Origin of the sequence: Burkholderia sp. HI2500, from assembly GCF_002223055.1 — a bacterium.
GTDB lineage: Bacteria > Pseudomonadota > Gammaproteobacteria > Burkholderiales > Burkholderiaceae > Burkholderia.
In genome coordinates, this window is sequence record NZ_NKFL01000004.1 from 553782 (window position 1) to 579376 (window position 25595).

At 65.4% G+C, this 25595-nt stretch carries 26 protein-coding genes and 1 pseudogene; 20 read left to right on the forward strand and 7 right to left on the reverse strand.

From position 1 onward, the window contains the following. Positions 1–6: 6 nt before the first annotated feature. From fdhF to CFB45_RS05145, 3 genes are read right to left on the reverse strand one after another with little or no spacing between them, the layout of a single operon-like run. The gene (gene fdhF / locus CFB45_RS05135; protein WP_089424773.1) at positions 7–2946 is read right to left on the reverse strand and encodes a formate dehydrogenase subunit alpha; all 2940 of its coding nucleotides are present in this window, start codon (positions 2944–2946) and stop codon (positions 7–9) included. Positions 2947–2963: 17 nt separating this feature from the next. Then, entirely contained in the window at positions 2964–4541 is a 1578-nt protein-coding gene (locus CFB45_RS05140) for a formate dehydrogenase beta subunit (protein WP_089424774.1), read from the reverse strand. Beyond that, a complete protein-coding gene (locus CFB45_RS05145; protein WP_089424775.1) occupies positions 4538–5038 on the reverse strand; it encodes an NAD(P)H-dependent oxidoreductase subunit E in 501 nt (166 codons plus the stop codon). Before CFB45_RS05145 ends, CFB45_RS05140 begins: the two co-directional genes overlap by 4 nt. 131 nt (positions 5039–5169) lie before the next feature. On the opposite strand from CFB45_RS05145, the gene CFB45_RS05150 reads away from it, so the two are divergent. The 5 genes and pseudogenes from CFB45_RS05150 (at position 5170) to CFB45_RS05170 (ending at position 8761) form a co-directional block, all read left to right on the forward strand. After that, on the forward strand, positions 5170–6276 hold the full coding sequence (locus tag CFB45_RS05150; RefSeq protein ID WP_089424776.1) for a substrate-binding domain-containing protein: 1107 nt from the start codon (positions 5170–5172) through the stop codon (positions 6274–6276). Between the two features lie 101 nt (positions 6277–6377). Further along, positions 6378–6647, forward strand: coding sequence for a hypothetical protein (locus CFB45_RS05155; protein ID WP_089424777.1), 270 nt, complete (start codon positions 6378–6380; stop codon positions 6645–6647). A gap of 331 nt (positions 6648–6978) precedes the next feature. After that, entirely contained in the window at positions 6979–7332 is a 354-nt protein-coding gene (locus CFB45_RS05160; RefSeq protein ID WP_069247423.1) for a DUF4148 domain-containing protein, read from the forward strand. Positions 7333–8073: 741 nt separating this feature from the next. Then, positions 8074–8268: pseudogene (locus tag CFB45_RS05165) on the forward strand (hypothetical protein); the annotation flags it as partial. Positions 8269–8305: 37 nt separating this feature from the next. Next, positions 8306–8761, forward strand: coding sequence for a helix-turn-helix transcriptional regulator (locus CFB45_RS05170; RefSeq protein WP_089424778.1), 456 nt, complete (start codon positions 8306–8308; stop codon positions 8759–8761). A 38-nt stretch (positions 8762–8799) separates the two neighbouring features. Here the strand turns inward: CFB45_RS05170 and CFB45_RS05175 are convergent, their stop codons facing one another. Both CFB45_RS05175 and CFB45_RS39345 read right to left on the reverse strand, forming a co-directional pair. Continuing rightward, positions 8800–9123 carry a hypothetical protein gene (locus CFB45_RS05175; RefSeq protein ID WP_218828867.1) on the reverse strand — a complete coding sequence of 108 codons (324 nt, stop codon included), beginning with the start codon at positions 9121–9123 and terminating at the stop codon, positions 8800–8802. Further along, positions 9120–9470: a hypothetical protein gene (locus CFB45_RS39345; RefSeq protein WP_256978131.1), complete on the reverse strand. Its 351-nt coding sequence runs from the start codon at positions 9468–9470 to the stop codon at positions 9120–9122. Before CFB45_RS39345 ends, CFB45_RS05175 begins: the two co-directional genes overlap by 4 nt. Positions 9471–9809: 339 nt before the next feature. On the opposite strand from CFB45_RS39345, the gene CFB45_RS05185 reads away from it, so the two are divergent. From CFB45_RS05185 to CFB45_RS05240, 13 genes are all read left to right on the forward strand, one after another. Further along, on the forward strand, positions 9810–10175 hold the full coding sequence (locus tag CFB45_RS05185; RefSeq protein ID WP_089424780.1) for a hypothetical protein: 366 nt from the start codon (positions 9810–9812) through the stop codon (positions 10173–10175). After that, entirely contained in the window at positions 10168–10491 is a 324-nt protein-coding gene (locus tag CFB45_RS05190) for a hypothetical protein (RefSeq protein ID WP_089424781.1), read from the forward strand. Before CFB45_RS05185 ends, CFB45_RS05190 begins: the two co-directional genes overlap by 8 nt. Before the next feature lie 183 nt (positions 10492–10674). Further along, positions 10675–11301: a hypothetical protein gene (locus tag CFB45_RS05195; protein ID WP_144025164.1), complete on the forward strand. Its 627-nt coding sequence runs from the start codon at positions 10675–10677 to the stop codon at positions 11299–11301. A 102-nt stretch (positions 11302–11403) separates the two neighbouring features. Further along, positions 11404–11667 carry a helix-turn-helix transcriptional regulator gene (locus tag CFB45_RS05200; RefSeq protein WP_089424783.1) on the forward strand — a complete coding sequence of 88 codons (264 nt, stop codon included), beginning with the start codon at positions 11404–11406 and terminating at the stop codon, positions 11665–11667. Between the two features lie 8 nt (positions 11668–11675). Then, entirely contained in the window at positions 11676–11951 is a 276-nt protein-coding gene (locus CFB45_RS05205; protein WP_089424784.1) for a hypothetical protein, read from the forward strand. Continuing rightward, positions 11948–12754: a hypothetical protein gene (locus CFB45_RS05210; protein WP_089424785.1), complete on the forward strand. Its 807-nt coding sequence runs from the start codon at positions 11948–11950 to the stop codon at positions 12752–12754. Before CFB45_RS05205 ends, CFB45_RS05210 begins: the two co-directional genes overlap by 4 nt. 5 nt (positions 12755–12759) lie before the next feature. Beyond that, positions 12760–13269 (forward strand): histidine ammonia-lyase, encoded by a 510-nt coding sequence (locus CFB45_RS05215; RefSeq protein ID WP_089424786.1) that lies wholly within the window; start codon positions 12760–12762, stop codon positions 13267–13269. After that, positions 13269–14234, forward strand: coding sequence for an AAA family ATPase (locus CFB45_RS05220; protein WP_089424787.1), 966 nt, complete (start codon positions 13269–13271; stop codon positions 14232–14234). The genes CFB45_RS05215 and CFB45_RS05220 overlap by 1 nt, the downstream gene beginning before the upstream one ends. A gap of 269 nt (positions 14235–14503) precedes the next feature. Then, positions 14504–16315, forward strand: a complete 1812-nt coding sequence (locus CFB45_RS05225; RefSeq protein WP_144025165.1) for a hypothetical protein — start codon at positions 14504–14506, stop codon at positions 16313–16315. After that, the gene (locus CFB45_RS05230) at positions 16315–18612 is read left to right on the forward strand and encodes a transglycosylase SLT domain-containing protein (RefSeq protein ID WP_089424789.1); all 2298 of its coding nucleotides are present in this window, start codon (positions 16315–16317) and stop codon (positions 18610–18612) included. Before CFB45_RS05225 ends, CFB45_RS05230 begins: the two co-directional genes overlap by 1 nt. A gap of 141 nt (positions 18613–18753) precedes the next feature. After that, positions 18754–21129, forward strand: coding sequence for a hypothetical protein (locus tag CFB45_RS05235; protein WP_144025166.1), 2376 nt, complete (start codon positions 18754–18756; stop codon positions 21127–21129). Positions 21130–21133: 4 nt separating this feature from the next. Next, entirely contained in the window at positions 21134–21607 is a 474-nt protein-coding gene (locus tag CFB45_RS38930) for a hypothetical protein (RefSeq protein ID WP_179255040.1), read from the forward strand. Next, complete coding sequence (locus CFB45_RS05240; protein WP_059501707.1) at positions 21582–21782, forward strand: transcriptional coactivator p15/PC4 family protein; 201 nt, start codon at positions 21582–21584, stop codon at positions 21780–21782. Before CFB45_RS38930 ends, CFB45_RS05240 begins: the two co-directional genes overlap by 26 nt. 21 nt (positions 21783–21803) lie before the next feature. On the opposite strand, the gene CFB45_RS05245 is transcribed toward CFB45_RS05240, so the two are convergent. After that, on the reverse strand, positions 21804–22106 hold the full coding sequence (locus tag CFB45_RS05245) for a hypothetical protein (RefSeq protein WP_089424792.1): 303 nt from the start codon (positions 22104–22106) through the stop codon (positions 21804–21806). A gap of 1047 nt (positions 22107–23153) precedes the next feature. Here CFB45_RS05245 and CFB45_RS05250 point away from each other — a divergent pair. Both CFB45_RS05250 and CFB45_RS05255 read left to right on the forward strand, forming a co-directional pair. Beyond that, positions 23154–24068 (forward strand): integrase domain-containing protein, encoded by a 915-nt coding sequence (locus tag CFB45_RS05250; RefSeq protein WP_089424793.1) that lies wholly within the window; start codon positions 23154–23156, stop codon positions 24066–24068. After that, complete coding sequence (locus CFB45_RS05255) at positions 24061–24270, forward strand: helix-turn-helix transcriptional regulator (RefSeq protein ID WP_089424794.1); 210 nt, start codon at positions 24061–24063, stop codon at positions 24268–24270. Before CFB45_RS05250 ends, CFB45_RS05255 begins: the two co-directional genes overlap by 8 nt. Before the next feature lie 58 nt (positions 24271–24328). Here CFB45_RS05255 and CFB45_RS05260 read toward each other — a convergent pair whose 3' ends face one another. Then, positions 24329–25576: a tyrosine-type recombinase/integrase gene (locus CFB45_RS05260; RefSeq protein ID WP_089424795.1), complete on the reverse strand. Its 1248-nt coding sequence runs from the start codon at positions 25574–25576 to the stop codon at positions 24329–24331. Between the last annotated feature and the right edge of the window lie 19 nt (positions 25577–25595).

The window sequence follows — 25595 nt, forward strand, 5'->3', positions numbered from 1 at the left end:
GCGTCCTCACTTGCCTGTCGTCACGCCGGCGCGGCGCTCGAGCAGGTCGAGCTGCTCCGCGTTGAAGCGCGCATACGCTTGCTGCCAGTCGGACGGCTGCGCGACGGGCAGCACCTGCACGGCCGTCACCTTGTACTCGGGGCAGTTCGTCGCCCAGTCCGAGCTGTCCGTCGTGATCACGTTCGCGCCCGATTCCGGGAAGTGGAACGTCGTATAAACGACACCCGGTTGCATGCGTTCGGTCACGAGCGCGCGCAGCACCGTCTGCCCCGCACGCGATTCGATGCCCACCCAGTCGCCGCTGCGGATACCGCGATCCTGCGCGTCGTGCGGATGGATCTCGAGGCGATCCTCTTCGTGCCACCGCACGTTCTCGGTGCGGCGCGTTTGCGCGCCGACGTTGTACTGCGACAGGATGCGGCCCGTCGTCAGGATCAGCGGATAGCGCTGCGTGACCTTCTCCGGCGACGCGATGAACTGCGTGATCACGAACTTGCCCTTGCCGCGCACGAATGCGTCGATGTGCATCGTCGGCGTGCCTTCCGGCGCGTGCTCGTTGCACGGCCACTGAATGCTGCCGAGCGTGTCGAGCTTCGCGTACGACACACCCGAGAAGGTCGGCGTGAGCCGGGCGATCTCGTCCATGATTTCCGACGGATGCGCATAGTCCATCTCGTAGCCGAGCGCGCGCGACAGCATCAGCGTGACTTCCCAGTCCGCGTAGCCCGCGAGCGGCGGCATCACCTTGCGCACGCGCGAGATGCGGCGTTCCGCGTTCGTGAACGTGCCGTCCTTCTCGAGGAACGACGAGCCGGGCAGCAGCACGTGCGCGTATTTCGCGGTCTCGTTCAGGAAGATGTCCTGCACGACGATGCATTCCATTGCCGACAGCGCAGCCGCGACGTGCTGCGTATTCGGGTCCGACTGGACGATGTCCTCGCCCTGGCAGTAAAGCCCCTTGAAGCTGCCGTCGAGCGCCGCGTCGAACATGTTCGGGATGCGCAGCCCCGGTTCCGGTTGCAGCTTCGCCGACCACGCCGCTTCGAACTGCGTGCGCACGACTTCGTCGCCGATGTGCCGGTAGCCGGGCAGTTCGTGCGGGAACGAGCCCATGTCGCACGAGCCCTGCACGTTGTTCTGGCCGCGCAGCGGATTGACGCCGACACCTTCGCGGCCGATGTTGCCGGTCGCCATCGCGAGGTTCGCGATGCCCATCACCGTCGTCGAGCCCTGTGCGTGTTCGGTCACGCCCAAGCCGTAATAGATCGCGGCATTGCCGCCCGTCGCATAGAGGCGCGCGGCTTCGCGTACCAGATCGGCCGGCACGCCCGTCACGTCGGCGCTCGCCTCGGGCGAGTTGTCGGCTCGCGAGACGAACTCGCGCCATTGCTCGAATGCGCGCGTGTCGCAGCGCTCGGCGACGAATGCATCGGCGACGAGCCCTTCGGTGACGATCACGTGGGCGAGCGCGTTGACGATCGCGACATTGGTGCCGGGGCGCAGTTGCAGGTGGTGCGTGGCCTTTACATGCGGGCCGTCGACGACGTCGATGCGGCGCGGGTCGATCACGATCAGCTTCGCGCCTTCACGCACGCGCCGCTTCAGCCGAGAGCCGAACACCGGGTGCCCGTCGGTCGGGTTCGCGCCCATCACGACGATCACGTCGGCCTGGCCGACCGATGCGAACGTCTGCGTGCCGGCCGATTCGCCGAGTGTCGTCTTGAGGCCATAGCCCGTCGGCGAGTGGCACACGCGTGCGCAGGTGTCGACGTTGTTGTTGCCGAACGCGGCGCGCACCAGTTTCTGCACGAGGTAGGTTTCCTCGTTCGTGCAACGCGACGACGTGATGCCGCCGATGGAATCGCGGCCGTACTTGTCCTGCAGCTTGCGGAATTGCGTTGCCGCGTAGGTGAGCGCTTCGTCCCAGCTGACTTCGCGCCACGGGTCGGTGATCTTCTCGCGGATCATCGGCTTCGTGATGCGGTCCTTGTGCGTCGCATAGCCCCACGCGAAGCGGCCCTTCACGCATGCGTGACCTTCGTTCGCGAGGCCGTTCTTGTGCGGCGTCATGCGCACGACCTGCGTGCCCTTCATCTCCGCCTTGAACGAGCAGCCGACGCCGCAGTATGCGCAGGTCGTGACGACCGAGTGTTCGGCCTGCCCGAGTTGCACGACGGATTTTTCCTGCAGCGTGGCGGTCGGGCAGGCGGCGACGCACGCGCCACACGACACGCATTCCGACGCCATGAACGATTCGCTTTCGCCGGCCGCGACGCGCGATTCGAAGCCGCGTGCGGCGATCGTCAGCGCGAACGTGCCCTGCGTTTCCTCGCAGGCGCGCACGCAGCGGTTGCAGACGATGCACTTCGACGGGTCGTACGTGAAGTACGGATTCGATTCGTCCTTCTTGTCGCGCAGGTGATTCGCACCGTCGAAGCCGTAACGCACCTCGCGCAGCCCGACCACACCGGCCATGTCCTGCAGCTCGCAGTCGCCGTTGGCGGGGCAGGTGAGGCAGTCGAGCGGGTGATCGGAGATGTACAGCTCCATCACGTTGCGACGCAGCGACTGCAGCCGGTCCGACTGCGTGCGCACCTTCATGCCGGCTTCGGCAGGTGTCGTGCACGACGCCGGATAACCGCGCCGGCCTTCGATTTCGACGAGGCACAGACGGCACGAGCCGAACGGTTCGAGCGAATCGGTCGCGCAGAGCTTCGGGACGTTGACGCCGGCTTCGATCGCCGCACGCATCACCGACGTGCCGGCCGGCACCGTGACCGGCTGGCCGTCGATTTCGAGCGTGACGTCGGTATCGGCATGCCGTTGCGGCGTGCCGTAGTCGGTATCGTCGAACGGATCGAGGGCACGCGCCTGCGCGGCGCTCTTGCACGCGCATTGGCCCGAGCCGCAGCCGCCTTGGCGGACGTTGTTCGTGTCGGGGGACATGCAGGGCTCCTTCTGGGTCAGGCCGCAGCCTTGACCGGACCCGACGCGGCAGGTTTGCCGGCAGCGAGCCCGAAATCTTCGGGGAAATGGTCGAGCGCGGACAGCACCGGGTAGGGTGTCATGCCGCCCATGGCGCACAGCGAACCGGCCAGCATCGTGTCGCACAGGTCGCGCAGCAGCGTGACCTGCCGCTCCGACGTATCGCCGTGGCGAATGCGTGCGATGGTCTCGACGCCGCGCGTCGAACCGATCCGGCACGGCGTGCACTTGCCGCACGACTCGATCGCGCAGAACTTCATCGCGTATTCGGCCAGCTCGGCGAGGTTCGACGTGTCGTCGTGCAGCACGATGCCGCCGTGGCCGACCACCGCGCCAATCGCCGTATACGCTTCGTAGTCGAGCGGCACGTCCCACTGGTGGTCGGGCAGGTAGGTGCCGAGCGGGCCGCCCACCTGCGCGGCACGTGCGGGCCGGCCGCTGGCCGTGCCGCCGCCGAAATCGAACAGCAGCTCGCGCAGCGTGACCCCGAACGCGAGTTCGACGAGGCCGCCGTGGCGGATGTTGCCGGCGAGCTGGAACGGCAGCGTGCCGCGCGAGCGGCCCAACCCGTAGTCGCGATAGAACGCGGAGCCGCGCGCGAAGATCACGGGTGCCGTGGCGAGCGTGATCACGTTGTTGATGACGGTCGGCTGGCCGTACAGGCCGGCGAGCGCGGGCAGCGGCGGTTTCGCACGCACGACGCCGCGCTTGCCTTCGAGCGATTCGAGCAGCGCCGTTTCCTCGCCGCACACGTACGAGCCCGCGCCTTTCGCGACGTGCAGCTCGAACGCGTGCGCGGAGCCGAGCACGTGCTCGCCGAGCCAGCCGGCTTCGCGTGCGCGGACGATCGCGGCTTCGAGCGTGGCGATCGCGTGCGGGTATTCGCTGCGCACGTAGATGTAGCCGACCGTCGCGCCGGTCGCGACGCCCGCGATGATCATCCCTTCGATCAGGCAGTACGGATCGCATTCCATGATCAGGCGGTCGGAGAACGTGCCCGAATCGCCTTCGTCCGCATTGCAGACGATGTACTTCTGCGTGGCGCGTGCTTGCCGGACCGTGCGCCACTTGATGCCTGCGGGGAACGCTGCACCGCCGCGGCCGCGCAGCCCCGATTCGATCAATGTTTCGCACGCGGCATCGCCGTCGAGCGCGAGCGCGTTCTTCAGGCCGGCGAGGCCTTCATATTGCAGGTAGTCGTCGATCGACAACGGGTCGGTCAGGCCGATCCGGGCGAACGTGAGGCGTTGCTGGCGCGCGAGATAGGGCAGTGCGTCGACGAGGCCGACGCCGCTCGGATGCGCGCCGCCTTCGAGCCAGTTTGCATCGAACAGGGCCGGGACGTCGGCGGCCGACAGGTTCGCATAGCCGACGCGGCCGGCCGCCGTGCCGACCTCGACGAGCGGCTCGAGCCACAGCAGCCCGCGCGAACCGTTGCGGACCAGTTCGATGGCGATGCCGCGGCGTTCGGCTTCCGCCTCGATCGCGGCGGCGAGCGCGTCGGCGCCGAGCGCCAGCGCGGACGAATCGCGCGGGACATAGACGCGGGTCGTCATGCGGCCTCCGGGGTGCGGGCGACCGCGTCGGCAAGCAGCGCGTCGAATTTCTCCGGCGTGACCTTGGCATGCAGCACACCGTTGACCGTCAGCGACGGCGACTGCGCACACAGTCCGAGGCAGTAGACCGATTCGAGTGCGACGTCACCGGGCGCATGCGCGTCGGCCGCATCGCCGTGCACCGCGTCGAACCGGCAACCCGTGCGGGCTTCCGCATGCGTGGCCAGCGCTTCGCAGCCCATGCTGCGGCACGCTTCGGCGCGGCACATCTGGATCGTCACGCGGGCGGGCGGCGCGGTGCGGAAGTGGTGGTAGTAAGTCAGGACACCGTGCACTTCCGCGCGCGACAGGTTGAGTGCGCGGGCGAGCGGCGCGACGCAGCCTGGCGGCACGTAACCCGCGTCGTCCTGGATCGCGTGCAGGATCGCCACGAGCGACCGGCCGGCGCGCGCATGGCGCTCGACGAGCGCGTCGGGCGCTTGGGAATTCGGGGACATCCGTTGTGCTCCTCCAAAGTCTCATATGCGCTCGAGATTCATATAGTGCGCACCGCGACTTCGTTCTGATTGATTTCGCCCAACGATAAGCGGAAGATTTGGCGGTCGCAATAGGAAATCGGAGTGCATAATTGATTCGCATCGAATGCGACGCGTATCTGACCGTACGCGACACGGAAGGCCGTGCGGCCAGTCTGTCGGATGTGGCGCCGTTGCTCGAACTCGTGGCCGACACGGGCAGCATTGCGCAGGCCGCGCAAGCGAAAGAGCTGTCTTATCGGCACGCGTGGGGCATGCTGCGTGCGCTGGAGGCGTGCATCGGCGGGGAACTGATCGAAACCGCGCGCGGCAAGGGCTCGACGCTGTCGGCGCTCGGGCAGGCCGTCGTCGATGCGCAGCGCCTCGCGCGCAGCCGGCTCGACGGGAACCTGCGCACGCTGGCCGCCGAAGTGGCGAGCGACCTGAACCGAAGGCTCGCGCAGCGCGACGGCGCCGTGCGTATCCATGCGTCGCACGGCTACGCGGTCGCGACGCTCGTCTCCGCGCTGGTCGATGCGCAGGCGGCTGTCGACATCAAGTATCGCGAGAGCGTCGAGGCCGTGCAGGCGCTTGCCCGCGGCGAGTGCGACCTGGCCGGCTTCCATCTGCCGCGCGGCGCGTTTCGCGCGCAGTGCGCGCAGATCTACCGGCCGTGGCTCGACGATACGCGCCACGTGCTGATCCACCTGACAAGGCGCCAGCAGGGGCTGTTCATTCCGCGCGGCAACCCGAAGCAGGTTCGCGGGCTCGCGGATCTCGCGCGCAATGACATCCGCTTCGTCAATCGCCAGCCGGGGTCGGGCACGCGCATGCTGCTGGATCTCGCGCTGCGCGCGATCGGCATCGATCCCGAGCGCATCGACGGCTACGCGTCGGCCGAGCTCACGCATTCGGCGATCGCGGCGTTCGTCGCGAGCGGGATGGCCGATCTCGGCTTCGGCGTAGAGCCGGCCGCCCATCATTTCGGGCTCGATTTCATCCCGGTCGTCGACGAAGACTATTACTTCGCATGTGAGCGCGCGCGGCTCGACGCGCGGCCGCTTGCCGGCGTGCTGGCGCTGCTGCGCGATGCGCGCTTTGTCGAGCGCGTCGCGCATCTCGACGGCTACGATCCGGCTGCGTGTGGAACGCTGGCGAGCATTGCGTCGGGGCTGGCCGGCGGCGACGGCGCGAGCGTGCCGGCGGGCAATGCCCGGTAACGCGGACGCAATCGAACCGCGATGCAGCAGCAGGGGATTTGCGCTACGCTTGCCGCTTGACCAACGTTCCAACAAGTACGCCGTTCAAGCGTCATCCCGCCATGAAATTTTCCGTTCCCCTCACCGCGGCAGTGTTGTCCGCGGGGCTGCTGGCCGCTGTTTCGCCGTTTGCGCTCGCGCAGAATTCGCCCGGTGTGCCCGGCGGTATCCTGAGCGAACAGTTTCGCCTGAACGAGCATCCGCAGATGCCGTTCGCGGCGTCCGCGCCGTCGCAGAAATACCAGAGCGGCAAGAAGTCGACCTTGCGCCGCAAGGGTGACCTGGGGGACCCCAACGGCTGCAATCTGAAGTGCCCGATGGATAGCCGGTAACCTGGCTGACGGGCGCGTCCGCAGCACCGATTCAACTGACGGGTGTTGCGCGCGCGTGCCGATCTGGCTGTGTGATCGGTGGCGGCAGGCGTCCCGTGCGATTCCGATTTTGTCCGAGCCCCGCGAAGCGTTGCCGCTTCGCGGGGCTTTTGCTTTCCGTCGAATCGTCATGTGATTCGATGCCGGGTGATTTAGGGTTAACCCGTAAATCAGGAAGGATGTCTTCCAGAAACCTGCCTTATTCTTAAGCATCCGCCTACATAAACTTCGGGTTGTCAGCGATGAACAAGGTGTTCACCGCGAACACAGACAAATCTGGAGGTAGGTCATCATGAAATCGCTCGTTCAAGCTGTTGTCGTTGCTGCCGCTCTCGTTGCCCCGGTCGTGTCGTTCGCCCAGTCGGGTTCGACGATCACTCGCGCGCAGGTTCGTGCCGAACTGGTTCAGTTGCAGCAGGCTGGTTACAACTCCGCTCGCGGTGAAGATCCGCACTACCCGGAAGCGATCCAGGCTGCCACGGCGCGTGTTGCAGAGCAGCAGCGCGCTGCGCTGGCGCAAGCGCAAGGCGCCGACGCCAGCGGTTACGGCGCACAGGCACAGGGCGCATCGGCATCGGGTTCGCGTGCGATGGGCGTGCGTCCGGCCACCGCTGAAGAAATGAAGTCGCTGTATCGCGGCAGCTAAACCGCGTATTGCCCGGTGTGCGTGAATGCCGGGTGCGACGACGCGTCGCGCCTGGAGCCGCAGCACCCGGGCGGGCCGCTGCCGGCGCGATCGATGAGCGCGCGGGCACGGCAGGCTATCCGTCACCTCCTGTCGCCGGAAGTCCGGTGGCATTCCGCCCGGCCCACCCGTGGCTGGGCGCTTTTTCGGAAGGAGAGGGCGAGTGCGTTTCGCCGGCAACAAAAAACCCCGCAGACTTGCGTCATGCGGGGTTCGTGCGGCGAGCGCGGAATTTGGTGGGGCGGCGGCAACAGCATTGCGGGCGCTATGCCTTGTCAGGAAATGATCCGACGCGGGATCGTGAATAAAGAACCCCCAGAAGAACCCCCTGATTCGCTCGGCTACTCTCGATTTCGCCGGTTGCGCTGGTGCCACAGTCCGATCGCGGTCCGCACCTAACTCGCTGATCACACGGATGCGTGCCGCACGCATTGAGATCGATGTGCGGTCCATGCGCTGCACCGCGGTCGCAGCGTCGAGCATCGCACGCGGCGTCCTCGACGTCGATCGCGCGCGGCACGGCTCGCCCGCCACCTCGTTGCGGCCGGCGTGCGGCCGGCGTGCGGCCGGAAATGCGCGTCGTCGTCGTGCTGCGGCGTCGGTCGACCTGCCGGTTGCGCCTCTCGCGGTGCTGAAGTCGGGCGCCGCGTTCGCGCTGCCCGATCCGGCCCAGCCGCTCGCGCGACTCGCGGCGGCGGCCGAATGCGCGCGCTGGTGCTCGACGCGTTCGGCGCATGCGTGCCGGCCGGCGCCACGGGCGAGCTGTATCTGGGCGGCCTGGGCGTTGCGCGCGGCTATCTCGGGCGCCCGGCGCAGACCGCCGAGCGTTTCGTCCCCGATCCGTTCGTGCCGGGCGCGCGCATGTACCGCACCGGCGACCTCGCACGCCGGCGTGCACAATGCGTGAACGCCAGTTGCAACGTGGGAGGATGCTATGCGCGCGCTCCGTATGAAGGAAGTGGCCAAGAAAGTCGGTCTTGGCCAGTCGACGCTCTTCTGCATGATCAACGCTGGCACGTTCCCGAAGCCATTCGAGCTCGTGCCGGGCCGCACGGCGTGGCTGGAGGAAGACATCGACGCGTGGTTGGCGCGCCAGGCAGGGCAGGGGCGGGTGTCGCAGAGTGTGCCGACGAAGGATGAGAATCTGCGCATCGACGAACTGGCGCGCAAGATTGCTTCACGCCTGACGCCGCACGCGCTATGGGATCTGGCCGAGCTGGCCGCCTACCTGCACCGCAGCGAGCAGCACACGCGGCAGTGGATCATCACGCAAGACGGCTTCCCGCGTCCGATCCGCATTCCGTCAGGCAAGAGCGCCACCGAGCGGGCCCGGCCACTCTGGCGCGCGAAGGACGTCATCGCGTGGGCGGAGTCTCACGTCGAAGAGTGAGGGGGCTCGTACAACGCGTCCTTGCGCGCCTGGAGCGGTCAGTAGCCAGGGTTCTTGTAGCCGCGCTGGCCCGTGTAGGGATTGACGTTCCCCTGCGTCGAATAGTTGTTGTACGGGTTCCCGTCGGGCGCGGAGCGATGGTACGGCTGCACGTACGATCCGTCGCTACGCGTGTAGCCGCTGACAGTCTGGTCGGACCCGAAGCTCGTCGAGCCGCCGTATAGGTTCGGACTCGATCGATGGCTCCCATACAACGACTGGGCGAAGGTCGGCGCCGCGGCGATGCAGGCGATCAGAAGCAATGCTTTTTTCTTCATGGTGGTCCCCCGGGATGTGCCGCGCTGGAGCGGCGGAATGGTCACTTGTTTTTCGTGCGGGCGCGAAACAAATCGATCTGCCCGATCGGGATACGGCCGACGCCATTTAGTCTGAGCTCACCGGTCCGTACCAGCTTACCTACCGTCGCGCGACTCAGCCCGAGCATGTCGGCGGCCACCGCCTGGGTCACGTGGGGCGGCCGCTTCGGCTCACGCTCGAACTCGGCGATAGCCCGATCGATGAGCAACAGCATCTGCTCGTCGGTGAGCGGGGTATCTTGGCGCGCGCGAGTATCGGAGTGCCGAAGCGCGTCGACCTTTCGCACCAGCTCATCGCTTTCACGCTTCAGCCGGGCCGCCGTCGCGCGCAATTCTTCCATCGGGTCAGCCATGACGTTCTCCCCGAATACGAGCCGCCATCTTGCCACGATCGCGCAAGTTTACAAATTCCTACTTGACGGGTTGCGAATCGGGGGGATAATCTGAACCGTCGCTGAAACAACAGCGGCCGGGTTTGGCGACCTGATTCCACAAAGGCGGACGACGACCGCCATATGGCGGTATTTTTTCGTCTGTACACTACGCGTGCGTCCAATCAACGGGCGGGCAGTGGTGGGGATACCTTCGGGTATGCCGGGTTCCTTTGTGTCCGGTTCGCCAACCTCGTCATCTGCCTGCCCACCCCTATTTGGCGATGGGGGCGCAGGTTCTTTGATCACAAAGGACCCGTCATGTCGACCCAAAATCCCTCGCTTATTTCCTCTCCGAAGTCCGATTACACCGACGCTGCATTTCGCGGCGCGCTGATGCGCGATCAGTACACCGGCGCAGATCAAGGCGGCTTTGTCTATTTTTCCGACTTAGCTGATGTTGCGCGTGCAGGCGACGCGCTTCGGACCATCTCCCGTCTCGTTCACAACAGCCTTTCCGAGCCGGAAATGTCGGATGCCGAGCCGCTCGGGCTGTCTGCTCATCTGGGTCTGCTGAACGCGGCCGAAGTGATCGCGAGGTACCTTGTCGACCTTGAGGGGCGGATGCGTCAAACGGCCGACTCGCGCGCTCGATTCGAGGCTGAACGGGAGGTCCAGCATGGCTAAAGCGTCCCAACTTCGATCCGAATCCGGCGAGTTCTCGGCGACCTACGCGGACGGCGCGACGTCGATCTGCCGACGATACGATCAGCAGTCACCTGACGTGACGCTCGCGTGCGAGACGACGCGGCTCGACGTGTTGGCGTCGGTGCTGCGTCGCGACAGCATGTCGCCGGCTGGCGCAGCGGTCATGACTGGTGACGAGCGAGCCGTCCTGATCGAGATGCTGGCGGACGCCGCGGCGGAGGTGCGCCGGCTCGCGCAGCTCACTGAAGCCTACGTGAACACGCTGCAGGGGCCGCGCGCCGCCGCTGCGGCATAATCGTTTCACCGCGCCTAGCTCGACGGGGCGAAAACCGGGCTCCCTTACCCGGCTGGCGCGGGTCCTCATAAGGGGTTGCGTGAGGGCGCAATGATCGGTAGGGACAAGCGAAAGGACGAGGGACTATTACGGTTCCAGACGGCTGAACGAGATTTGCATGATATGCACTTCGAGACTCAACCCATGTCCGAAGACACCTTTCTTGCTAATCGGCAGCAGGCACGGATGGGCATCATGGAGCATCTTGAGGCCTATGTTCGGGGTGACATTCAAGCAGTCGACGAAAGCGTTGCGATGCAACTGATTGCAGCGCTTCGCATGGTCGATACGCGAGAGGAGCCTGGGCTGTTGAAGGGTATTCCGAAACCAGGGCCTCGACCTATCACGCTCGTTGCAGCAGGGTGTGTAGCAAACGCCGTGCAATATATCCGCCTGATGAAGGCGGCCCGCGACTGGTGCAAGTCCATTGCGGACGATCCGCATGTTGACGGTGGCTGCGAAAAATTCGGCACAACGCCGGAGCGCGTGATCGAGATCATTGCTTTCACGAAGAGCGTGCGACGCCGCCCTGTACCAGAAATCCAAAAGCAATTTGGCGTCGACGGCGCTCCCGTTGAATCCGTCATGACCTCTTTTGCCGTGGATAGAGACATCGTCGAGAAGTGGCAAAACGAGTATCAAGTCAGTGAATTCCGAGATCCTTTCGCCGATGAGGGCGCTCCTGAGTTTGGCGCGGAGTCGCTGTTGCGCGCCAGAAAATTCATGAACGCGAGCGGGGAGCGCTACAGACGCGAGAAGGGGCGAGCGTGACGCACGTCATGGGGGCAAATTAACGCGAGATTTTCGGGGATTCGCAGGGCCTTTCAACGACCATAACCTCTGGCATGTTCAAACGACCGCAAGGCTTTGCTCATGTCCGCAAAATTCCGCAATACGCCGTCCGCCGACGGCGTCCAAGCCGAGCCTACGGCGCTGCCGATCGACGGCTTCGTCCGTTGGGCCGATCTGAAGCAGTTCGTCCCGTTCAGTCACGAGACCCTGCGGCAACGCGAGATGAAGGGGCTCTTCCCCCGGCGTGTACAGCTCGGCTCCGCACGATGCGTCGCCTGGCCGAATCGCGAGATTCATCGCTGGTTGGCTGACCCGGCCGGCTACCGCGCTCCCGAACCCGCGTGAGGTGCGCCATGACGGCAAACCTTGCGACCCGCGCGCGCCGCGTCGGCGCTATCCAGCTGCGAAGCTGGTCGACGCGCGCCGCCACCACCTCTGCGGCCGCTCTCGGGCGATCTGTTGATGACCATGCGCGCGAGCTCCGTATCGACGCTCTCGGGCGGCTGATGTGTGCCGCCGGCACGCGCGTGCTGCGCTCTCGCTGCAGTCATCTCATGCGTTTGGAAATCCGGCACCGCAGCGCGGCGCAGATCCGGCGCATGGAGGATGCGATGGGGCTGCCGGTATGACCCGACCATCGTTCCAGTTTTACCCGGGTGACTGGCAGGCGAACAGCAACCTGCGACGCTGCACCCACGCTGAGAAGGGCGTGTGGATCGACGTGATGTGTCTGCTGCACGACTCGGAGGAATACGGCGTCCTGCGCTGGCCGCTCAAGGAAATCGCCCAGGCGATCGGCGCGCCGCTCGCGACGCTCCGAGCCATCGTCCACAAGGGCGTGTTGAAGGGCGCCGACAACGGGCAGCCGTGCGCCGCGTGCATCTACGTGCCGCGGTCCGGCCGGCGTGACGGCGAGCCGGTGACGCTGGTTGCCGAGCAGGAGGGCCCGCTCTGGTACTCGTCTCGGATGGTCAAGGACGAGTACGTGCGTTCGGTTCGTGGCGAGTCGTCGCGATTTCAGACCGGCGACGACAGCGCATCGAAGGGCGCACCAAAGCCCCCCTTGGGTGATAGCACCAAAGCTTCACCAAAGCCCCCCTTGGGTGACGGCTCTTCATCTTCTTCTTCATCTTCGTCTTCAAAGAAACAAACACAGCGCGCTTCGCGCTTCGATGCGCAGGCGCATCTCGAATCTTTCGGGGTTCCCTCGGAACTTGCCAAGGACTGGCTCGCTGTCCGCAAGACCAAGAGGCTGGCACCCACCGCTACGGCGTTTGACGCCGCCAAGGCCGAGGCTGACAAGGCAGGGATCTCGATGGCTGACGCTCTGCGGACATGCGTTGTTCGCGGGTGGGGCGGCTTCAAGGCGGACTGGCTGGAGAACTCGTCCCCGCGGGCGAACGGCCAGTCCGCCGACAACCCTTTCGCCTGACCGCTATGAGCCTTCGCTATCCATCCAACGGTGCCGCGCTCGTGTCCATGCGCCGCGCCGGTCGCGTCCCGGAACTGCCGGTGCTCGTGGCGCTGGCCGGGCCGCTGCGTTTCGACAACGTGACGCTCTCGGCCGCCGCCGGCCAGCCCTACGACTGGCGTCCTGTCGCCGCGCTCGACGTCGAGGTATTCGCGTCGGCGGACGTGCCCTGGAGCGATCTGCTGCGCACGCTCGCTGACATCGCCTCTGCGGTGCCCGACACGCTGGTGCTCGCGTTCCGCGAGGGGCCGCGGGTGCACTGCGGCGAGCGGCGCGCGGTGCCCGGCGAGGAATTCTCGCTCTTCGACTGGTTCCCGATGGCGATCGCGCCGACGTGCTGGCCGGCATCGCACACGTTGGCGCGCCGCCTGTTCGATTCGTTGGGCGACACGCTGCCGAATCCCTATGACCACGCGTGCGAGCTCGTCGCGCAGCTCGCCGCAGAACGACATGGAAACACCAAGGAGGTGGCCTGATGGCCCGAACACTACCCGACTCGATCGACTGGGAGGCATACGCCAGAGACGAGGACGACGGCCGCGCGGACGTGCGCCGTGCCAGCGAGTTCATCGAAGACCTTGTCGAGCATCTGCACAGCCCGAAGGAAGTCGCGTCCGGTACGGCATCGCCGTGGTCTAGCGTTGGCGATGCCCTCCGCTTCCGCGAGGGCGAGGTGACGCTCTGGGGCGGCGTGAACGGTCATGGCAAGTCCGCTGTGCTTGGCGAGGCGATGCTGCACGCCATGTCGGCCGGGGACCGCGTGTGCATCGCGTCGATGGAGATGCGGCCGATCGCGACCATGGAGCGCCTGACGCGCCAGGCCGCGGCAACCGCGATGCCGGCTCCGGAATTCATTCGCGGCTTCGGGCGGTGGACGAACGACCGACTGTGGCTGTATGCGCACGTCGGCACGGTCGAGCGGGCGCGCATGCTTGCCGTCGCGCGGTACTGCCGCAAGGAACTCGGTGTGCACCACGTCGTGATCGACAGCCTGCTGAAGTGCGGTATCGCCCCGGACGATTACGCCGGCCAGAAGACGTTCGTCGATGCGCTGTGCTCTCTGGCGCGAGATACGGGCGTGCATATCCACCTCGTGCACCACGCGCGCAAGGGCGAGAAGGAAGCCGTCGTGCCGGACAAGTTCGACATGAAGGGCGCCGGCGAGATCACGGACCTGGTCGACAACGTGCTGATCGTGCATCGGAACAAGACCAAAGAGGCTCTGTTGCGCAAGGACACGCTCTCCGATGAGAAACGCGAAGAAGCCGAGCAGCAGGCCGATACCGCTCTGATCTGCGCCAAGCAGCGTCACCACACGTGGGAGGGCACCGTGCGTCTCTGGTTCGACGCGGCAAGTCTGCAGTTTCGCGATTGCCGGGCCGATGGCGCGCGGTATCTGGATCTGGCCTCAGGGACATGGAAGCGAGGCTGGGCACGATGACTTCGAAATTTCACTGACAGTTGAGGTAACGAATGCCACGAATTCCCCTTGGTGATCCGGCGAGCGCGGTCGCGCAGCCGGGCCCGGCGGTACAAGCTGATCCGAATGCGTTCGGCGCGGCGACGGCGCGCGCGCAGCAGGGACTCGGCGAGGTCGGCACGCAAATCGCTGCCGATCTGTTCCAGCAGAAGCAGCGGCTCGACGAAGACCTCGCGCGCACGAACGCCGCAGTTGCGTACCAATCACATGCGACGAACGTGCAGTCGGCGATGAAGACGGCCGCCGAGCAGCTGGCCAGCGGCGCGATCGACCAACCGACGTATCAGAAGCAGATCGCCGATGCGCAGAAGCAGTCGTTCGACTCGACGATCGGCGCGCTGCCCGGCGGCCACTACAAGAACATCGCGACGACGCAGACGGCCGGCCTTGATCGCACGGTGGCGCTCGGCATGCAGGAGGCGCTGACGAAGAACACGCAGCAGCTGATCGCGACGAACGCCGCGACACTGCTCGACACCGCCGGCAAGAGCATCGCGACGAACCCGGCGAGCATCGAGGGCACGGTCGCGAGCACGAAGCAGGCGTACCTGAACGCGGCTGCTGCTGCCGGCATCCCGCAGCCGCGCGCGACGCAGATCGTCCAGGACTGGACAGACGCGCAGTGGGCTGCGCACGCGCAGTCGGCCGCGATTGCCGCTCGCTCTACGGACGATCTCCCGGCATTGACGAAACTGGAGAAGGATCTGACGTCCCCGGACGGCTACTACGCGGGCAAGCTCGACGCGGGCAAGCGCAATCAGGTGCTGTCGACGGTTGTGTCGTTGAAGGCTCAGATCGAAAACCAGATCGAGTCTCAGAATCGAGCACGGGAAAACGATGCGATCACGGCTGTGAATCAGGCGATCGAGTTCAACGACTCCGGTTCGTACATGTCGCCCGAGTACAAAACCGACTTCCTCGCGCGGACGAAGGGCACCGCAATGGAGAAACAGGCTCAGGAGTTGGTTCGCTTGAACGGTCCGGCCAACGCGTTTTCGACGGCAAGCGCGAGTGAGCGCGCAGCGATGATCCAAGGGATGGAGCGAGACCAGGCCAACCCGAAGATCGGTACCGACCCGCTTGAGCAGAAGCAGCTTGCAACGTGGCGGACGATCAACAGCCGCCTGACCGACGGGTACAAGACGGCACCGTGGGAAACCGCGGCGTCGGTCGGGGCGATTCGAGAGATTCCTAAGCTGGACTTGTCGAACCCGACCACCATCGCGAAATCGCTGTCCGCGCGTTCCGCTGCGGCCGGCGTAGTCGAGCAAAAAGCCGGCCACCCGATCTCGCTGCTGACGAACGACGAAGCGCGGCAGCTCGCGCGGATGCTCGACGCGTTGCCGGCGGATCAGCGCGGGCAGGAGGTCAGCGATATTGGCTTCGCGATCGGGAACGCGGATCGCATCGGTGCACTCGCCGATCAGTTGCATGACGAGCGACCTGTCGACCGCCTCGCTTTGCTCGCCGGGTCCAGTCAGCTCACGTCGACGGGCGGAAAGCGTATCGCGTCTCTGATCTATCAGGGCGCCGAGGCGATCCGCGACAAGCGTGCGGGTGTCGACGACAAGCTGCTGCAGGGCGTCACGGCACTGGCGTCGGCCCAACTGCGCGAAGCCTTCGCGAGCGCGAAAGCCGCCCAGGATGCGATCGACACGACGAAATACCTGTACGCGTACGGGGCAGCCAAAAACAACCTCTCAAACGCGGCCGTCGACGATGGCCAGTTGAATGCGTCGATCAGCGGTGCGACGGGCGGCGTCGTCGACCTGAACGGACGCAAGACGCTCAAGCCGTACGGGTGGGACGACGCCCGCTTCGATACCTCGGTCAAGGGCGTGAACGCATCGAGCATAGTGACCCCGCTCGGCGACGGCAAAGTGCACATCGGACAGACGGAAGTCCCGGTGGCTGACTTCGTAACGAAGCTGCCGGCCGCGCGTCTGGTTCGCATCTCACCGCAGGGCGTGTATGCCGTGGCGGCTGGAACCGGCTACGCGACGAACTCGCAAAAGCAACCGATCCTGATCAGGCTGAAATAATGGCGCAGACACTCTTTACCGACCCGTACGCGCAGGACACGCTCCGCGCGATCGATGCCGCGAATTCGAATCCGCTGCCGGAGCCGCGGGTGTCGCCGCCGTTCAAGGTCATCGACACCGTCACGGCGCCGTTCCGTGGTGTCGCTGCTGCTGCTGCCGAGGTCGGGGCTTTCGGGTTCGACTCGATCAAGTCGTTCGGTGATGTGGTGGCCGGGTATACGGCGAACACGGATCCATCCCTGTTGACTGATCCGCAGGCACAGGCGAAGCGTTGGCAGGAGGGCGAGCAGGCTCGTGCGAACCTCGCCAGCGGGGCATCGTACTCGTCGACGATCGGCGACAACCTGTACGGCTTCTCGTCTCATTTGGCACCGGATCCTGCCACTTCGAACATCGCCGAGCAGACGGTGTTCGGCCTTTCACGCGGGCTGACGAAGTACATCGGCCTCTCGCTCGCCACCGGCAACCCGTTCACCGGCGCGGTGCTGACCGGCGCGAGCGAAGGTGAGACGACGTCGCAGGGGCTTCGCGAGAAGGGCGTTGATCTCGGCACCCGGACGGCCGCCGGCGCGGTGGCAGGCACGGGCGCCGCGCTCGCTGGCGTCATCCCGGTCGCCGGCGGCACTATTGCCCGCACGGTCGCGCTCGGCCTTGCCGCCGGGCCGGGTCTGCAAATCGCGCAGACAGCGATGACGAAGGCGGTCCTTCAGTCCGCCGGCTATCAGCAGTTGTCGGATCAGTACGATCCGTTCGACCCAATTGCGTTGGCTGTTGCGGCGGCGACGGCAGGTATCTTTGGCGCGCTCGGTTATCGAGGCGTTCGTGCCGAAACGCAAGCGCGCGCAGCGGCGCCGCAGGTTGATCCGGCCGCCGCACGGCAACTGTCGGCGATGAGCTTGAGCGAGCGAAAGGCGCTTCCGTTCAACGACTCGCGCCTCGACGCATATGCGGTGCAGGCCGCGCAGCGCGAAGGATTGCCGCCGGAATTCGGCGACCTGATGGTCGCGCTGAAGAATGCCGGGGAGCGCTCGAATTCCGGGCAGGTCTCTCGCAAGGGCGCGGCCGGCATCGCGCAGATGATGCCGGACAACATGCGGAAGTTCGGCGTGACCGACCCGACCGACCCGGTGCAGTCGATCGACGGCATGGCGCGGTACCTAGCCGCCACTCGGCGACAGTACGGGGACAACCTGGCTGTCATCATCGCCGATTACAACGGGGGGCCGCCTCAGGCGAATGCGGTGCGGCAGGGCAAGCAGCCGCCGGCCGCCGAAACGCGTGCGTACCTTCAGCGAGTTCAGCGGTATCTGGCGGACCGCGGCGCCGACGATGCGCTGCGTGGCGCGCAGCCAACCCCGGACCAGGTCGACGCCGCGCGGGTCGTGTACAACCGCCAGCTTCTTGAGCAGGCCAGCCTCGGCCGGGCCGACGATCTCGACGCGTTGGCGACGCATTTGACGGCCTTCCAGCGCACGATCGATCAACTGTCGGTCGGCGATCGTGTCGAAGTCGGCGATTTGATCCAGCCAGACCAGATTCGCCACGTGGACGCGCTGAACGACATGATCGGCCGTTTGGACGATACGCGTGCCGATCTGCTCGCTGATATCGGCAATACGGCCGAGCGAGGGCAGGTGTCGCAACTCCGCGCGCAGCTTGCTGATCTGGAGGCACAGCCTCGCCCCACGCTGCAGGATGTGATGGACTCGATGCAGTCGCGCCGGACGTATTCGGTATCAAAGACGCGTATGGCGCGCGAGCAGGCGCAGATGGAGCGCGACGCACCCGTCGAGCTGCAGTCGCGCATCGATGCGCAGGACGCCCAGATCGCGCGACTGCGCGGCGCCATCGAGACGAACCGGAATGCGGAACTCGCGCGCGCGGCGCTGCCGCAGCTTGACCAGCAACTCACCGCGCTCCGTAACCAGCGTGATGAGGTCGGCGCGCCGCCAAGCCGTCGCACGGCGATTGCGACCGCCGCGCGCGACACGACGTCAGAGGCCGTACCGAAGCAGGAAGCAGCGGCTGTACCAGGGCCGGACGAGGCATCCCTGCCGGTGATGGAGCCGACTGCCTTTCCGCCGGCAGGACAGTTGACCGACTACACGCCCGAGTTCCACGCCGCGAATGCGGATCGTCCAGTGTGGGCGGAATCAAACCCTGAGACGGGGGAAACGACGCGGCTGTCGACGCTATCCGAGCAGATGGCCCTGATCGATGCCGAAATGGCGCGTCAGAACGAAATCATCCCGCTGTTCCGCATCGCGGCGCAGTGCTTCCTCGCGAATGGAGAATAAAACGTGAATCCCGCATGCATTGAAGCCGTCTCCCGGGCCGCTGGCCGGGCGCTCGCACGCAGCGAGATCGACGAGATCGACAATCGAATCCGCGACACGGCGCGCCGACTCGCGCGTCAGGACCGACCGAAGTGGATGGCCATGTCGGCCGATGACCGAACGATGGCGGCGGCCGAGCAGGCGGCGGCCGATATGAAGGCCGAGGCCGAGCGCACGTATCGGAATGCGCAATTGGCGGCCCTGAAGACGGTGCAGACCGACACGCGTATTGAGCGGGAACTGGCGCACGGCGGCAAGCGCGCGCATGCGCTCGTCGAGGACATCGTTCGCACGCAGGATAATGCCGCCGCGATCAAAAACGAGTCGATCGGCCAGTTGATGGACTACATCACAGCCGTGAAATCGAAGGAGAGTGTGGGATTCACGCGGCGTATCGCGATGTACCTGTTCGACGCCGACAATCCGTCGATGACGCGTGACCTGTTCCGCGAAATTTTCGCCAACGCGGACGGCAGTAGCGGCAATGCAATCGCGCAGAAGGGCGCCCGCGCGTGGCTCGACGTGATCGGCGCGCTGCGCGAACGCTTCAATCGAAGCGGTGGCGACGTTGGCCGGCTGGACTACGGGTATACGCCACAACCTCACGACTCCGCGAAGGTGCAGGGCAAGGGCGATGACGCCGCGCGGGACGCGTGGGTGAACAAGCTGATGCCCAAGCTCGCGCGCGACCGATATGTGAACGAAGACGGGACGCTGATGCGCGACGACCAGGTGACGGATCTGCTGCGTGCCGCGTGGGAAACCATCAGCACGGACGGGCTGAACAAGCTCGAACCGGGTAACGGCGGCATGCCCGGAACCGGCGCGCGCGCGAACCGCGGCAGTGAGGCGCGGCAGATCCATTTCAAGGATGCCGAGGCTTATCTTGAGTACATGAGCGAGTTCGGCAAGGGCAGCGCGTTCCAGGCGATGATGGGCCACCTCGGCCGGATGTCGAAAGACATCGCGCTTGTCGAGGCGTACGGGCCGAACCCGAACAGCCAGATGCGCCTGCAGTTCGAGCTCGCGGCGAAGGCAGACGGCCGGCCGGTATCGGATTTGCCGAAGAGCTTCGGCGTGCGTCCTCAGACGTATTGGGGGCTCGTCAACGGCGAGCTGTCGACACCGGCGAGTGCCCGAGTGTCGAACATCGCGCAGACGATCCGCTCGATCGAGACGTTCGGCAAGCTGCAGGGGACGCTCATCGCGTCCATCTCCGACCTGCATACGATCGCGGTTACGGCGGGCGTCAACAAGCTGCCGTACTTTCAACTGCTGCAGGACGTCGGTGCTGCGGCGTTCCACGGCGAGACGAAGGACTTCCTGACGATGCACGGCATCATCGCTGAATCGCTAGCCAGCGAACTGAATCGCATCTCGGGTGACCTGCTGAACCCGTCTTTGGCCGGGAAGCTTGCCAATTCGACGATGAAGGTGTCGCTGCTGCAGGCGTGGACCGACGGCCTACGACGCGGGTTCAGTCTGTCGATGATGGGCGCGATGGGAAAAATGGGACAAACGCCGTGGGAACGGCTGCACAACTACGATCGCACGCGGCTGGAGCGCGCCGGCTTCACGCCGGAAGATTGGGGGGTGATCAACCGGACGCAACTGACGGAGTACCGTGGCCGTGAATTGCTCACGCCGGAATCGATCCACGATACCGGCGCGCCGCGCACCCAGGAGGTCGTTCAGAAGGTGCTGTCCTTCATCAACAATGAGGGCGAGACGGCCGTCCTCAATCCCGACCTCGCGACGCGCGGCGTGACGACGTGGGGGCTCAAGGCGGGTACGGTGCCCGGCGAGATCGCGCGCGCCGTGATGCAGTTCAAGGCGTTCCCGATCGCGTTGATCTCTCGCCATTGGCGGCGCATGTTGAGCCTGCCGACCGGCTTCGAGGAAGGGCAGCCGCTGATGGCGAACCGGTACGTGTACGCGTCGTCGTTCCTGCTGTCGTCGGTCCTGCTCGGCGCGGTGATCACGCAGATCAACCAATTGCGCAATGGGAAGGACCCGATCGATATGGCGCGGCCGAAGTTTTGGCTTCAGGCCGCGGCACAGGGCGGCGGTCTCGCATTCGTCGGCGACATGCTGCTGCAAGACCCGAACAGTCAGTTCGGATCGCCGGGCGCAAATGCGCTCAAGAGTTTGGCAGGCCCGAGCCTCGGAGCGCTGTTCGATCTGGTGTACGGGATCGGCATCGGTGGCGTGTACAAGGCCGCCCAAGGGAAGCCGACCGACATCGGTGCGCAGGCGGTCAATCTCGCGCGTTCGCACACCCCGTTCGTCAACCTCTGGTACGCGAAGGCAGCGATCGATCATGGCTTCATGAATGCCTTGCAGGAGAACCTGTCGCCGGGCTATCTCGGTCGACAGCAGCAGAAGGCCGCTCAGGAATGGGGGCAGTCGTTCTACTGGGCGCCGCAGGAGCATACGCCGCATCGCGCGCCGGATCTCAGCCATGCATTCGGAGGGTGATCGCATGGTCGACAGCGAACGTCTCCGGAAGCTGCGCGCACTTTCCGATTCGTTGGACGGCCACGCCGCGTGTGCGGTGTCCGAGCCGGTGATCGAACGAGCGCTGGCGCGGAAATCGTCGAGCAGCCGCCCCGGATCGTTACGCGCGGAAGCGTCGTCGGCTCGCAACCTCGCTCATTGCCTGCGACGGGCGGTTGAAGTCCTGTCGAGACAGGCGACACCGCCGGTGCCCAAGCCGACGGTGTCCGTGATGCCGGGCAATCAGGCCCTGATCGCGATGGGGCTGACGCGCTGCACCAGCGGAAGCTGGCGGCACGAGCGCGGATTCTCGATCGACCGTCACGACGATGGTTTGTGGCAGGTGTCGGAGGCCGGTGCGCCTCTGGCGCTCGGTCAATTCAGGACTGCAAGGGCCGCAGCGACGGCACTCGTTCAGCACATGGAGGCAACCGATGGAAGTCTTGGCACGCGTGCGTAAGAACGACTCGGCGGAAATTCGGATCACGCGCGAGATCTACATGGGCCGGCCCGTGATCAATATCCGTTTGTGGTGCCTTCCGGATGGCGGAGGCGAGATGGTGCCGAGCCGGAAGGGGCTGACCTTCGACGCAGGCAAATGGCCGGAGCTTCTGGAACAGTTGACGCACCGCTAGAGCGGCGCGCTGCCGTTCGCCTCACGACTTTCGCAGGATGTCGGAGACGGTCGGCATGCGCTGCACGGTGGGCGCCTGGTCGGGCGCGTTGCCCGTGACCTGCGCCCACAGCTTCAACAGCGTGACGCCCGCGTAATGCTTCGGCTCGGCGCCGAGGTTGCGGTAGCCGAGCAGCGTCGTGCGCGGGATCTGCGTGTACTGCGCGATCTCGGCGAGGGTAAAGTCGGCCCGCCGCACGTCTTCGAGGACGCGGAACCAGTCAACACTTTGGGCCGGCTCGATCGGGCGCTTCGTCGGAGCGGATGCCGAAAGGGACAGCGACATTGCGTTCCCCCTGGGTGGCGAGTGTGGGATTGCGCGAATCACTTCGCGCGCGCACATTTTATATATAACGAGACGAAAACAAGAGTGTCAAATGCCGAAATATCTATGATGTTTGGAATATTTGGCGACGTTTGCGGAATCTTGAATAACTTTTGGCGTGAATCGGTGACAGCCGCCTACCTCGCGAAAAGCCGAGCGCGTAGGCCATCATGTTGCAAAGGAGACACAGACCGTTTTCGCCGCCAAAGCGGTGCATCACTTTGTGATGTCGCGGGCACTGGCACGGCACATCATCATGTCCCGCGTGCGTCACTCTGTAGACGTGACCGCCATTCTTCAGCGCGAGACGAGGGCCGCTGAAAAATTGTTGCCAAGCGGTACGACCGTCGCTAATCTTGCTTCACACCCCGCCTGGGTAAGGCATCGACTGAAGTGCGCCGAAACTGATCGGCAATTGTTTGGAAAGCTCGCTCTGCGGGCACGGTGGCTCGATCACCGAATGAATTGAGTAGGGCCTACACCCAAAATCCGTCCATCGTTTCCTGATGGGCTCGTGACTGCTTCGCCGATAGGTGGAGCCCTCCATCGCCTTTTGCTTCCTGCGAAAGGCACGATGTGCAATCCCCGTATGCCGCTCCCGCGGCAATCAATCCGTGACGTGCGCTCCCCAGCGCTTACGCCGTGCCTTGCTGCGTCCGTTTCAATCGTCCCCATGACGATTTACGGCGCGCTCGGCCTCGGCGTCTGGAAACTCGTGTCGACTCGCTCGGCACGCATCAATTCGCGCGGTCGGGGCATTGGCGCCCCCGATCGGTCGCAAAGCCAAAACACGGATCAAACGGGGGAAGCGTCCTCCCGCCGCGTGCCGACCTTCATCGGGTTGATGCGCGCCGGGCTGCGCCAGCTTGCTGGCGTAGAACGCTCCCAATCTCACCAGGCCGAGGCTCGTGCCCCCGTTTGTTGTCTCCCAGCTGCGTTTGCGCGGATCCGTCCAGCGGGCAGGGAGGCAACTGGGGTCGAGCCTCACGTCATGGATACAGGGTACGCATGTCGCACAAATCTCTCACGGCCGACCTGTGCCGTGCTGCGCGCGGGGCGCGTGGCAAACAGGCAAACTTGACCTCCAGCGGTCGGGAGAAGTCGCTCGCGCGTTTCGCGCGGTTTCTGTGGGATATGGGCTTTCAGGTGCACACGACCGGCCAGCTCAAAGCGAAGCACCTGATTGCATGGTCGAATGACATGATCGCGCGAGGGCTCTCGAATCGGACGGCCGGCAACAACATGTCGCACATCCGAACTGCGCTCGAAGGGATCGGTCGACGGCCGTTTGCCGACAAGATGAGCAATGCGGCGCTCGGTCTGTCGGGCGCGAGCCGGGCCGGCACGAAGTGGCCGATGATGCGCGACGAGCTGGAGCCGTACCGCGCCGCCGTCGCTGCGATCGACCCGGGTATTGCGGTTGTGCTTGAGCTGCAGTTCGAACTTGGGCTGCGAGCGAGGGAGGCGGTTCAAAGCATCAAATCGCTGGCTGACTGGCGGCGCGCGCTGTCGAGCTCGATCGGGGATGGGTTCGTGACCATCATCCACGGGACGAAGGGAGGCAAGACGCGACGGAGCCCGCCGTTAGATCGCTTGCGTGCCGCTGAACTGGTGGAGCGGGCGATTGGACTGTCGAACGAGTACGGCGGGAAATTGGTCCGCAAGCCAGATCTGAAGCGAGCGATGGAGCGTTACCACTATGTCGTGCGCAAGGTCGGCATGGCCGGTGAGCGCGCGCCGCACAGCCTCCGGTACGCGTATGCGACCGAGCATCTGGAGCGACAGAAGGCCGCCGGCGTATCGCGCCGGGAGGCGGCCGCCGGCGTGTCGACGTGGCTCGGTCACGGGGACGGGCGCGGAACCTGGGTGGAGCAAGTCTACGGACGCGCGGCGCTCGCCGAAGCGGAGGGGTGCCATGCATAAGCACGTCGACTCGCTGCCGCTCAATGGTGTTTCGCGGTGGAATCAGATTGCGCCGTTCGTGGGTGTGTCGCGCGAGACATGGCGAAAACGGTGCTTGGAAGGGCGCGCACCGCAGCCGATACAGCTGACCGCGCGCTGTACCGTCTGGCGAAACGACGAGGTGCATCGCTGGCTGGCCGATCCGGTGAGCTATTCCGTGTAAGTGAAGGGCCGGCCGGGTAGGGAGGCGGCGATCTCATCCCCGGAATTCTGCCGGGCTTCTATGCGGCTCCAGACGCGGCGGTGATCGGGATGATGTCGGCGCCGGCCCTGAGCCGGTCGAGGTAGTCGGCCCATCGTTGCATCATTTCACGGCGATGCGGCAGGTGTGCGGTGCGGTTGTACGCGCGACCGAGCGGATCTCTTACGGCGTGCGCGAGTTGTGCTTCGACGATCTCTGCGGGCACGCCGAGCACCTCGTCGAGAATCGTTCGTGCCATTGCTCTGAAGCCGTGGCCGGTCATCGTGTCGCCGTCGTAGCCGAGTCGGCGCAGCGCGCCGTTGATCGTGTTGTCCGACATCGGGCGGTCCTTCGTTCGAACGCTCGGGAACAGGAATCGGCCTGCGCCTGTTAGCGCGTGTAGCTCACGCAGGATCGCGACCGCTTGCGCTGACAGCGGAACGATGTGCGCGCCGCCCGCCGCTTTGCCTTGTCTGGTGCGCTTCATTCGCGCGCTCGGGATTTCCCATGCGCCGGCGTCGAGGTCGAACTCTGACCACTCGGCGGCGCGCAGTTCGCCAGGCCGTTGAAAGACCAGCGGGGCAAGGCGCAACGCGCATACGACGGGAAACGTGCCCTGATAGCCGTCGATCGCTCGCAGCAGTTCCGCAACCTGCTTCGGATCGGTGATTGCGGCCATGTGCGTTTGCTGTACTGGCGGAAGTGCGCCGCGCAGATCGGCGGTGACGTCGCGCGTCGCCCGACCGGTCGCCACTGCATAGCGGCATACCTGGCCAATGTTCGCGTGCAGGCGGTGGGCCGTTTCAAGTGCGCCGCGCTTCTCGACACGGCGCAGCGCATCGAGCACGTCCGGCGGCGCGAGGTCGGCAACGGGTTTGCCGCCGATCCACGGAAATGCGTCGACTTCCAGTCGGCGCAGGATGCGGGCCGCGTGGCTCTCGGACCAAGACGGCGCGTACTTTGCATGCCACTCTCGCGCGACAGCCTCGAACGAGTTTTCCGCGTTGAGGCGCTGGCTGCGCTTCTCGGCCTTCTTCACCTCGCCCGGGTCGATCCCCGCCGCCAGCTTGTCGCGCGCGGCGTCGCGCCGCTTGCGCGCCTCGATGAGAGGCACGGCCGGATAGGTGCCGAGCGCAAGGCTCTTCTCTTTTCCGCCGAATCGGTACTTGAGCACCCAACGCTTATTGCCGGTCGGTTTGATGAGCAGGAATAGGCCTCCGCCGTCGAAAAGTTTCTGTTGCTTGTCGGTCGGCTTGGTGTTGCGGATCGTGATGTCGGTGAGGGCCATATGCGCTCTCTTGTGCAGG

What these genes read in the sequence shown, in the direction of transcription:
- fdhF (WP_089424773.1), bottom strand. Translation starts at nt 2,946, where the DNA reads ATGTCCCCCGACACGAACAACGTCCGCCAAGGCGGCTGCGGCTCGGGC.
- CFB45_RS05140 (WP_089424774.1), bottom strand. Translation starts at nt 4,541, where the DNA reads ATGACGACCCGCGTCTATGTCCCGCGCGATTCGTCCGCGCTGGCGCTC.
- CFB45_RS05145 (WP_089424775.1), bottom strand. Translation starts at nt 5,038, where the DNA reads ATGTCCCCGAATTCCCAAGCGCCCGACGCGCTCGTCGAGCGCCATGCG.
- CFB45_RS05155 (WP_089424777.1), top strand. Translation starts at nt 6,378, where the DNA reads ATGAAATTTTCCGTTCCCCTCACCGCGGCAGTGTTGTCCGCGGGGCTG.
- CFB45_RS05160 (WP_069247423.1), top strand. Translation starts at nt 6,979, where the DNA reads ATGAAATCGCTCGTTCAAGCTGTTGTCGTTGCTGCCGCTCTCGTTGCC.
- CFB45_RS05170 (WP_089424778.1), top strand. Translation starts at nt 8,306, where the DNA reads ATGCGCGCGCTCCGTATGAAGGAAGTGGCCAAGAAAGTCGGTCTTGGC.
- CFB45_RS39345 (WP_256978131.1), bottom strand. Translation starts at nt 9,470, where the DNA reads ATGGCTGACCCGATGGAAGAATTGCGCGCGACGGCGGCCCGGCTGAAG.
- CFB45_RS05185 (WP_089424780.1), top strand. Translation starts at nt 9,810, where the DNA reads ATGTCGACCCAAAATCCCTCGCTTATTTCCTCTCCGAAGTCCGATTAC.
- CFB45_RS05190 (WP_089424781.1), top strand. Translation starts at nt 10,168, where the DNA reads ATGGCTAAAGCGTCCCAACTTCGATCCGAATCCGGCGAGTTCTCGGCG.
- CFB45_RS05195 (WP_144025164.1), top strand. Translation starts at nt 10,675, where the DNA reads ATGTCCGAAGACACCTTTCTTGCTAATCGGCAGCAGGCACGGATGGGC.
- CFB45_RS05200 (WP_089424783.1), top strand. Translation starts at nt 11,404, where the DNA reads ATGTCCGCAAAATTCCGCAATACGCCGTCCGCCGACGGCGTCCAAGCC.
- CFB45_RS05205 (WP_089424784.1), top strand. Translation starts at nt 11,676, where the DNA reads ATGACGGCAAACCTTGCGACCCGCGCGCGCCGCGTCGGCGCTATCCAG.
- CFB45_RS05210 (WP_089424785.1), top strand. Translation starts at nt 11,948, where the DNA reads ATGACCCGACCATCGTTCCAGTTTTACCCGGGTGACTGGCAGGCGAAC.
- CFB45_RS05215 (WP_089424786.1), top strand. Translation starts at nt 12,760, where the DNA reads ATGAGCCTTCGCTATCCATCCAACGGTGCCGCGCTCGTGTCCATGCGC.
- CFB45_RS05220 (WP_089424787.1), top strand. Translation starts at nt 13,269, where the DNA reads ATGGCCCGAACACTACCCGACTCGATCGACTGGGAGGCATACGCCAGA.
- CFB45_RS05225 (WP_144025165.1), top strand. Translation starts at nt 14,504, where the DNA reads ATGAAGACGGCCGCCGAGCAGCTGGCCAGCGGCGCGATCGACCAACCG.
- CFB45_RS05230 (WP_089424789.1), top strand. Translation starts at nt 16,315, where the DNA reads ATGGCGCAGACACTCTTTACCGACCCGTACGCGCAGGACACGCTCCGC.
- CFB45_RS05235 (WP_144025166.1), top strand. Translation starts at nt 18,754, where the DNA reads ATGTCGGCCGATGACCGAACGATGGCGGCGGCCGAGCAGGCGGCGGCC.
- CFB45_RS38930 (WP_179255040.1), top strand. Translation starts at nt 21,134, where the DNA reads ATGGTCGACAGCGAACGTCTCCGGAAGCTGCGCGCACTTTCCGATTCG.
- CFB45_RS05240 (WP_059501707.1), top strand. Translation starts at nt 21,582, where the DNA reads ATGGAAGTCTTGGCACGCGTGCGTAAGAACGACTCGGCGGAAATTCGG.
- CFB45_RS05245 (WP_089424792.1), bottom strand. Translation starts at nt 22,106, where the DNA reads ATGTCGCTGTCCCTTTCGGCATCCGCTCCGACGAAGCGCCCGATCGAG.
- CFB45_RS05250 (WP_089424793.1), top strand. Translation starts at nt 23,154, where the DNA reads ATGTCGCACAAATCTCTCACGGCCGACCTGTGCCGTGCTGCGCGCGGG.
- CFB45_RS05255 (WP_089424794.1), top strand. Translation starts at nt 24,061, where the DNA reads ATGCATAAGCACGTCGACTCGCTGCCGCTCAATGGTGTTTCGCGGTGG.
- CFB45_RS05260 (WP_089424795.1), bottom strand. Translation starts at nt 25,576, where the DNA reads ATGGCCCTCACCGACATCACGATCCGCAACACCAAGCCGACCGACAAG.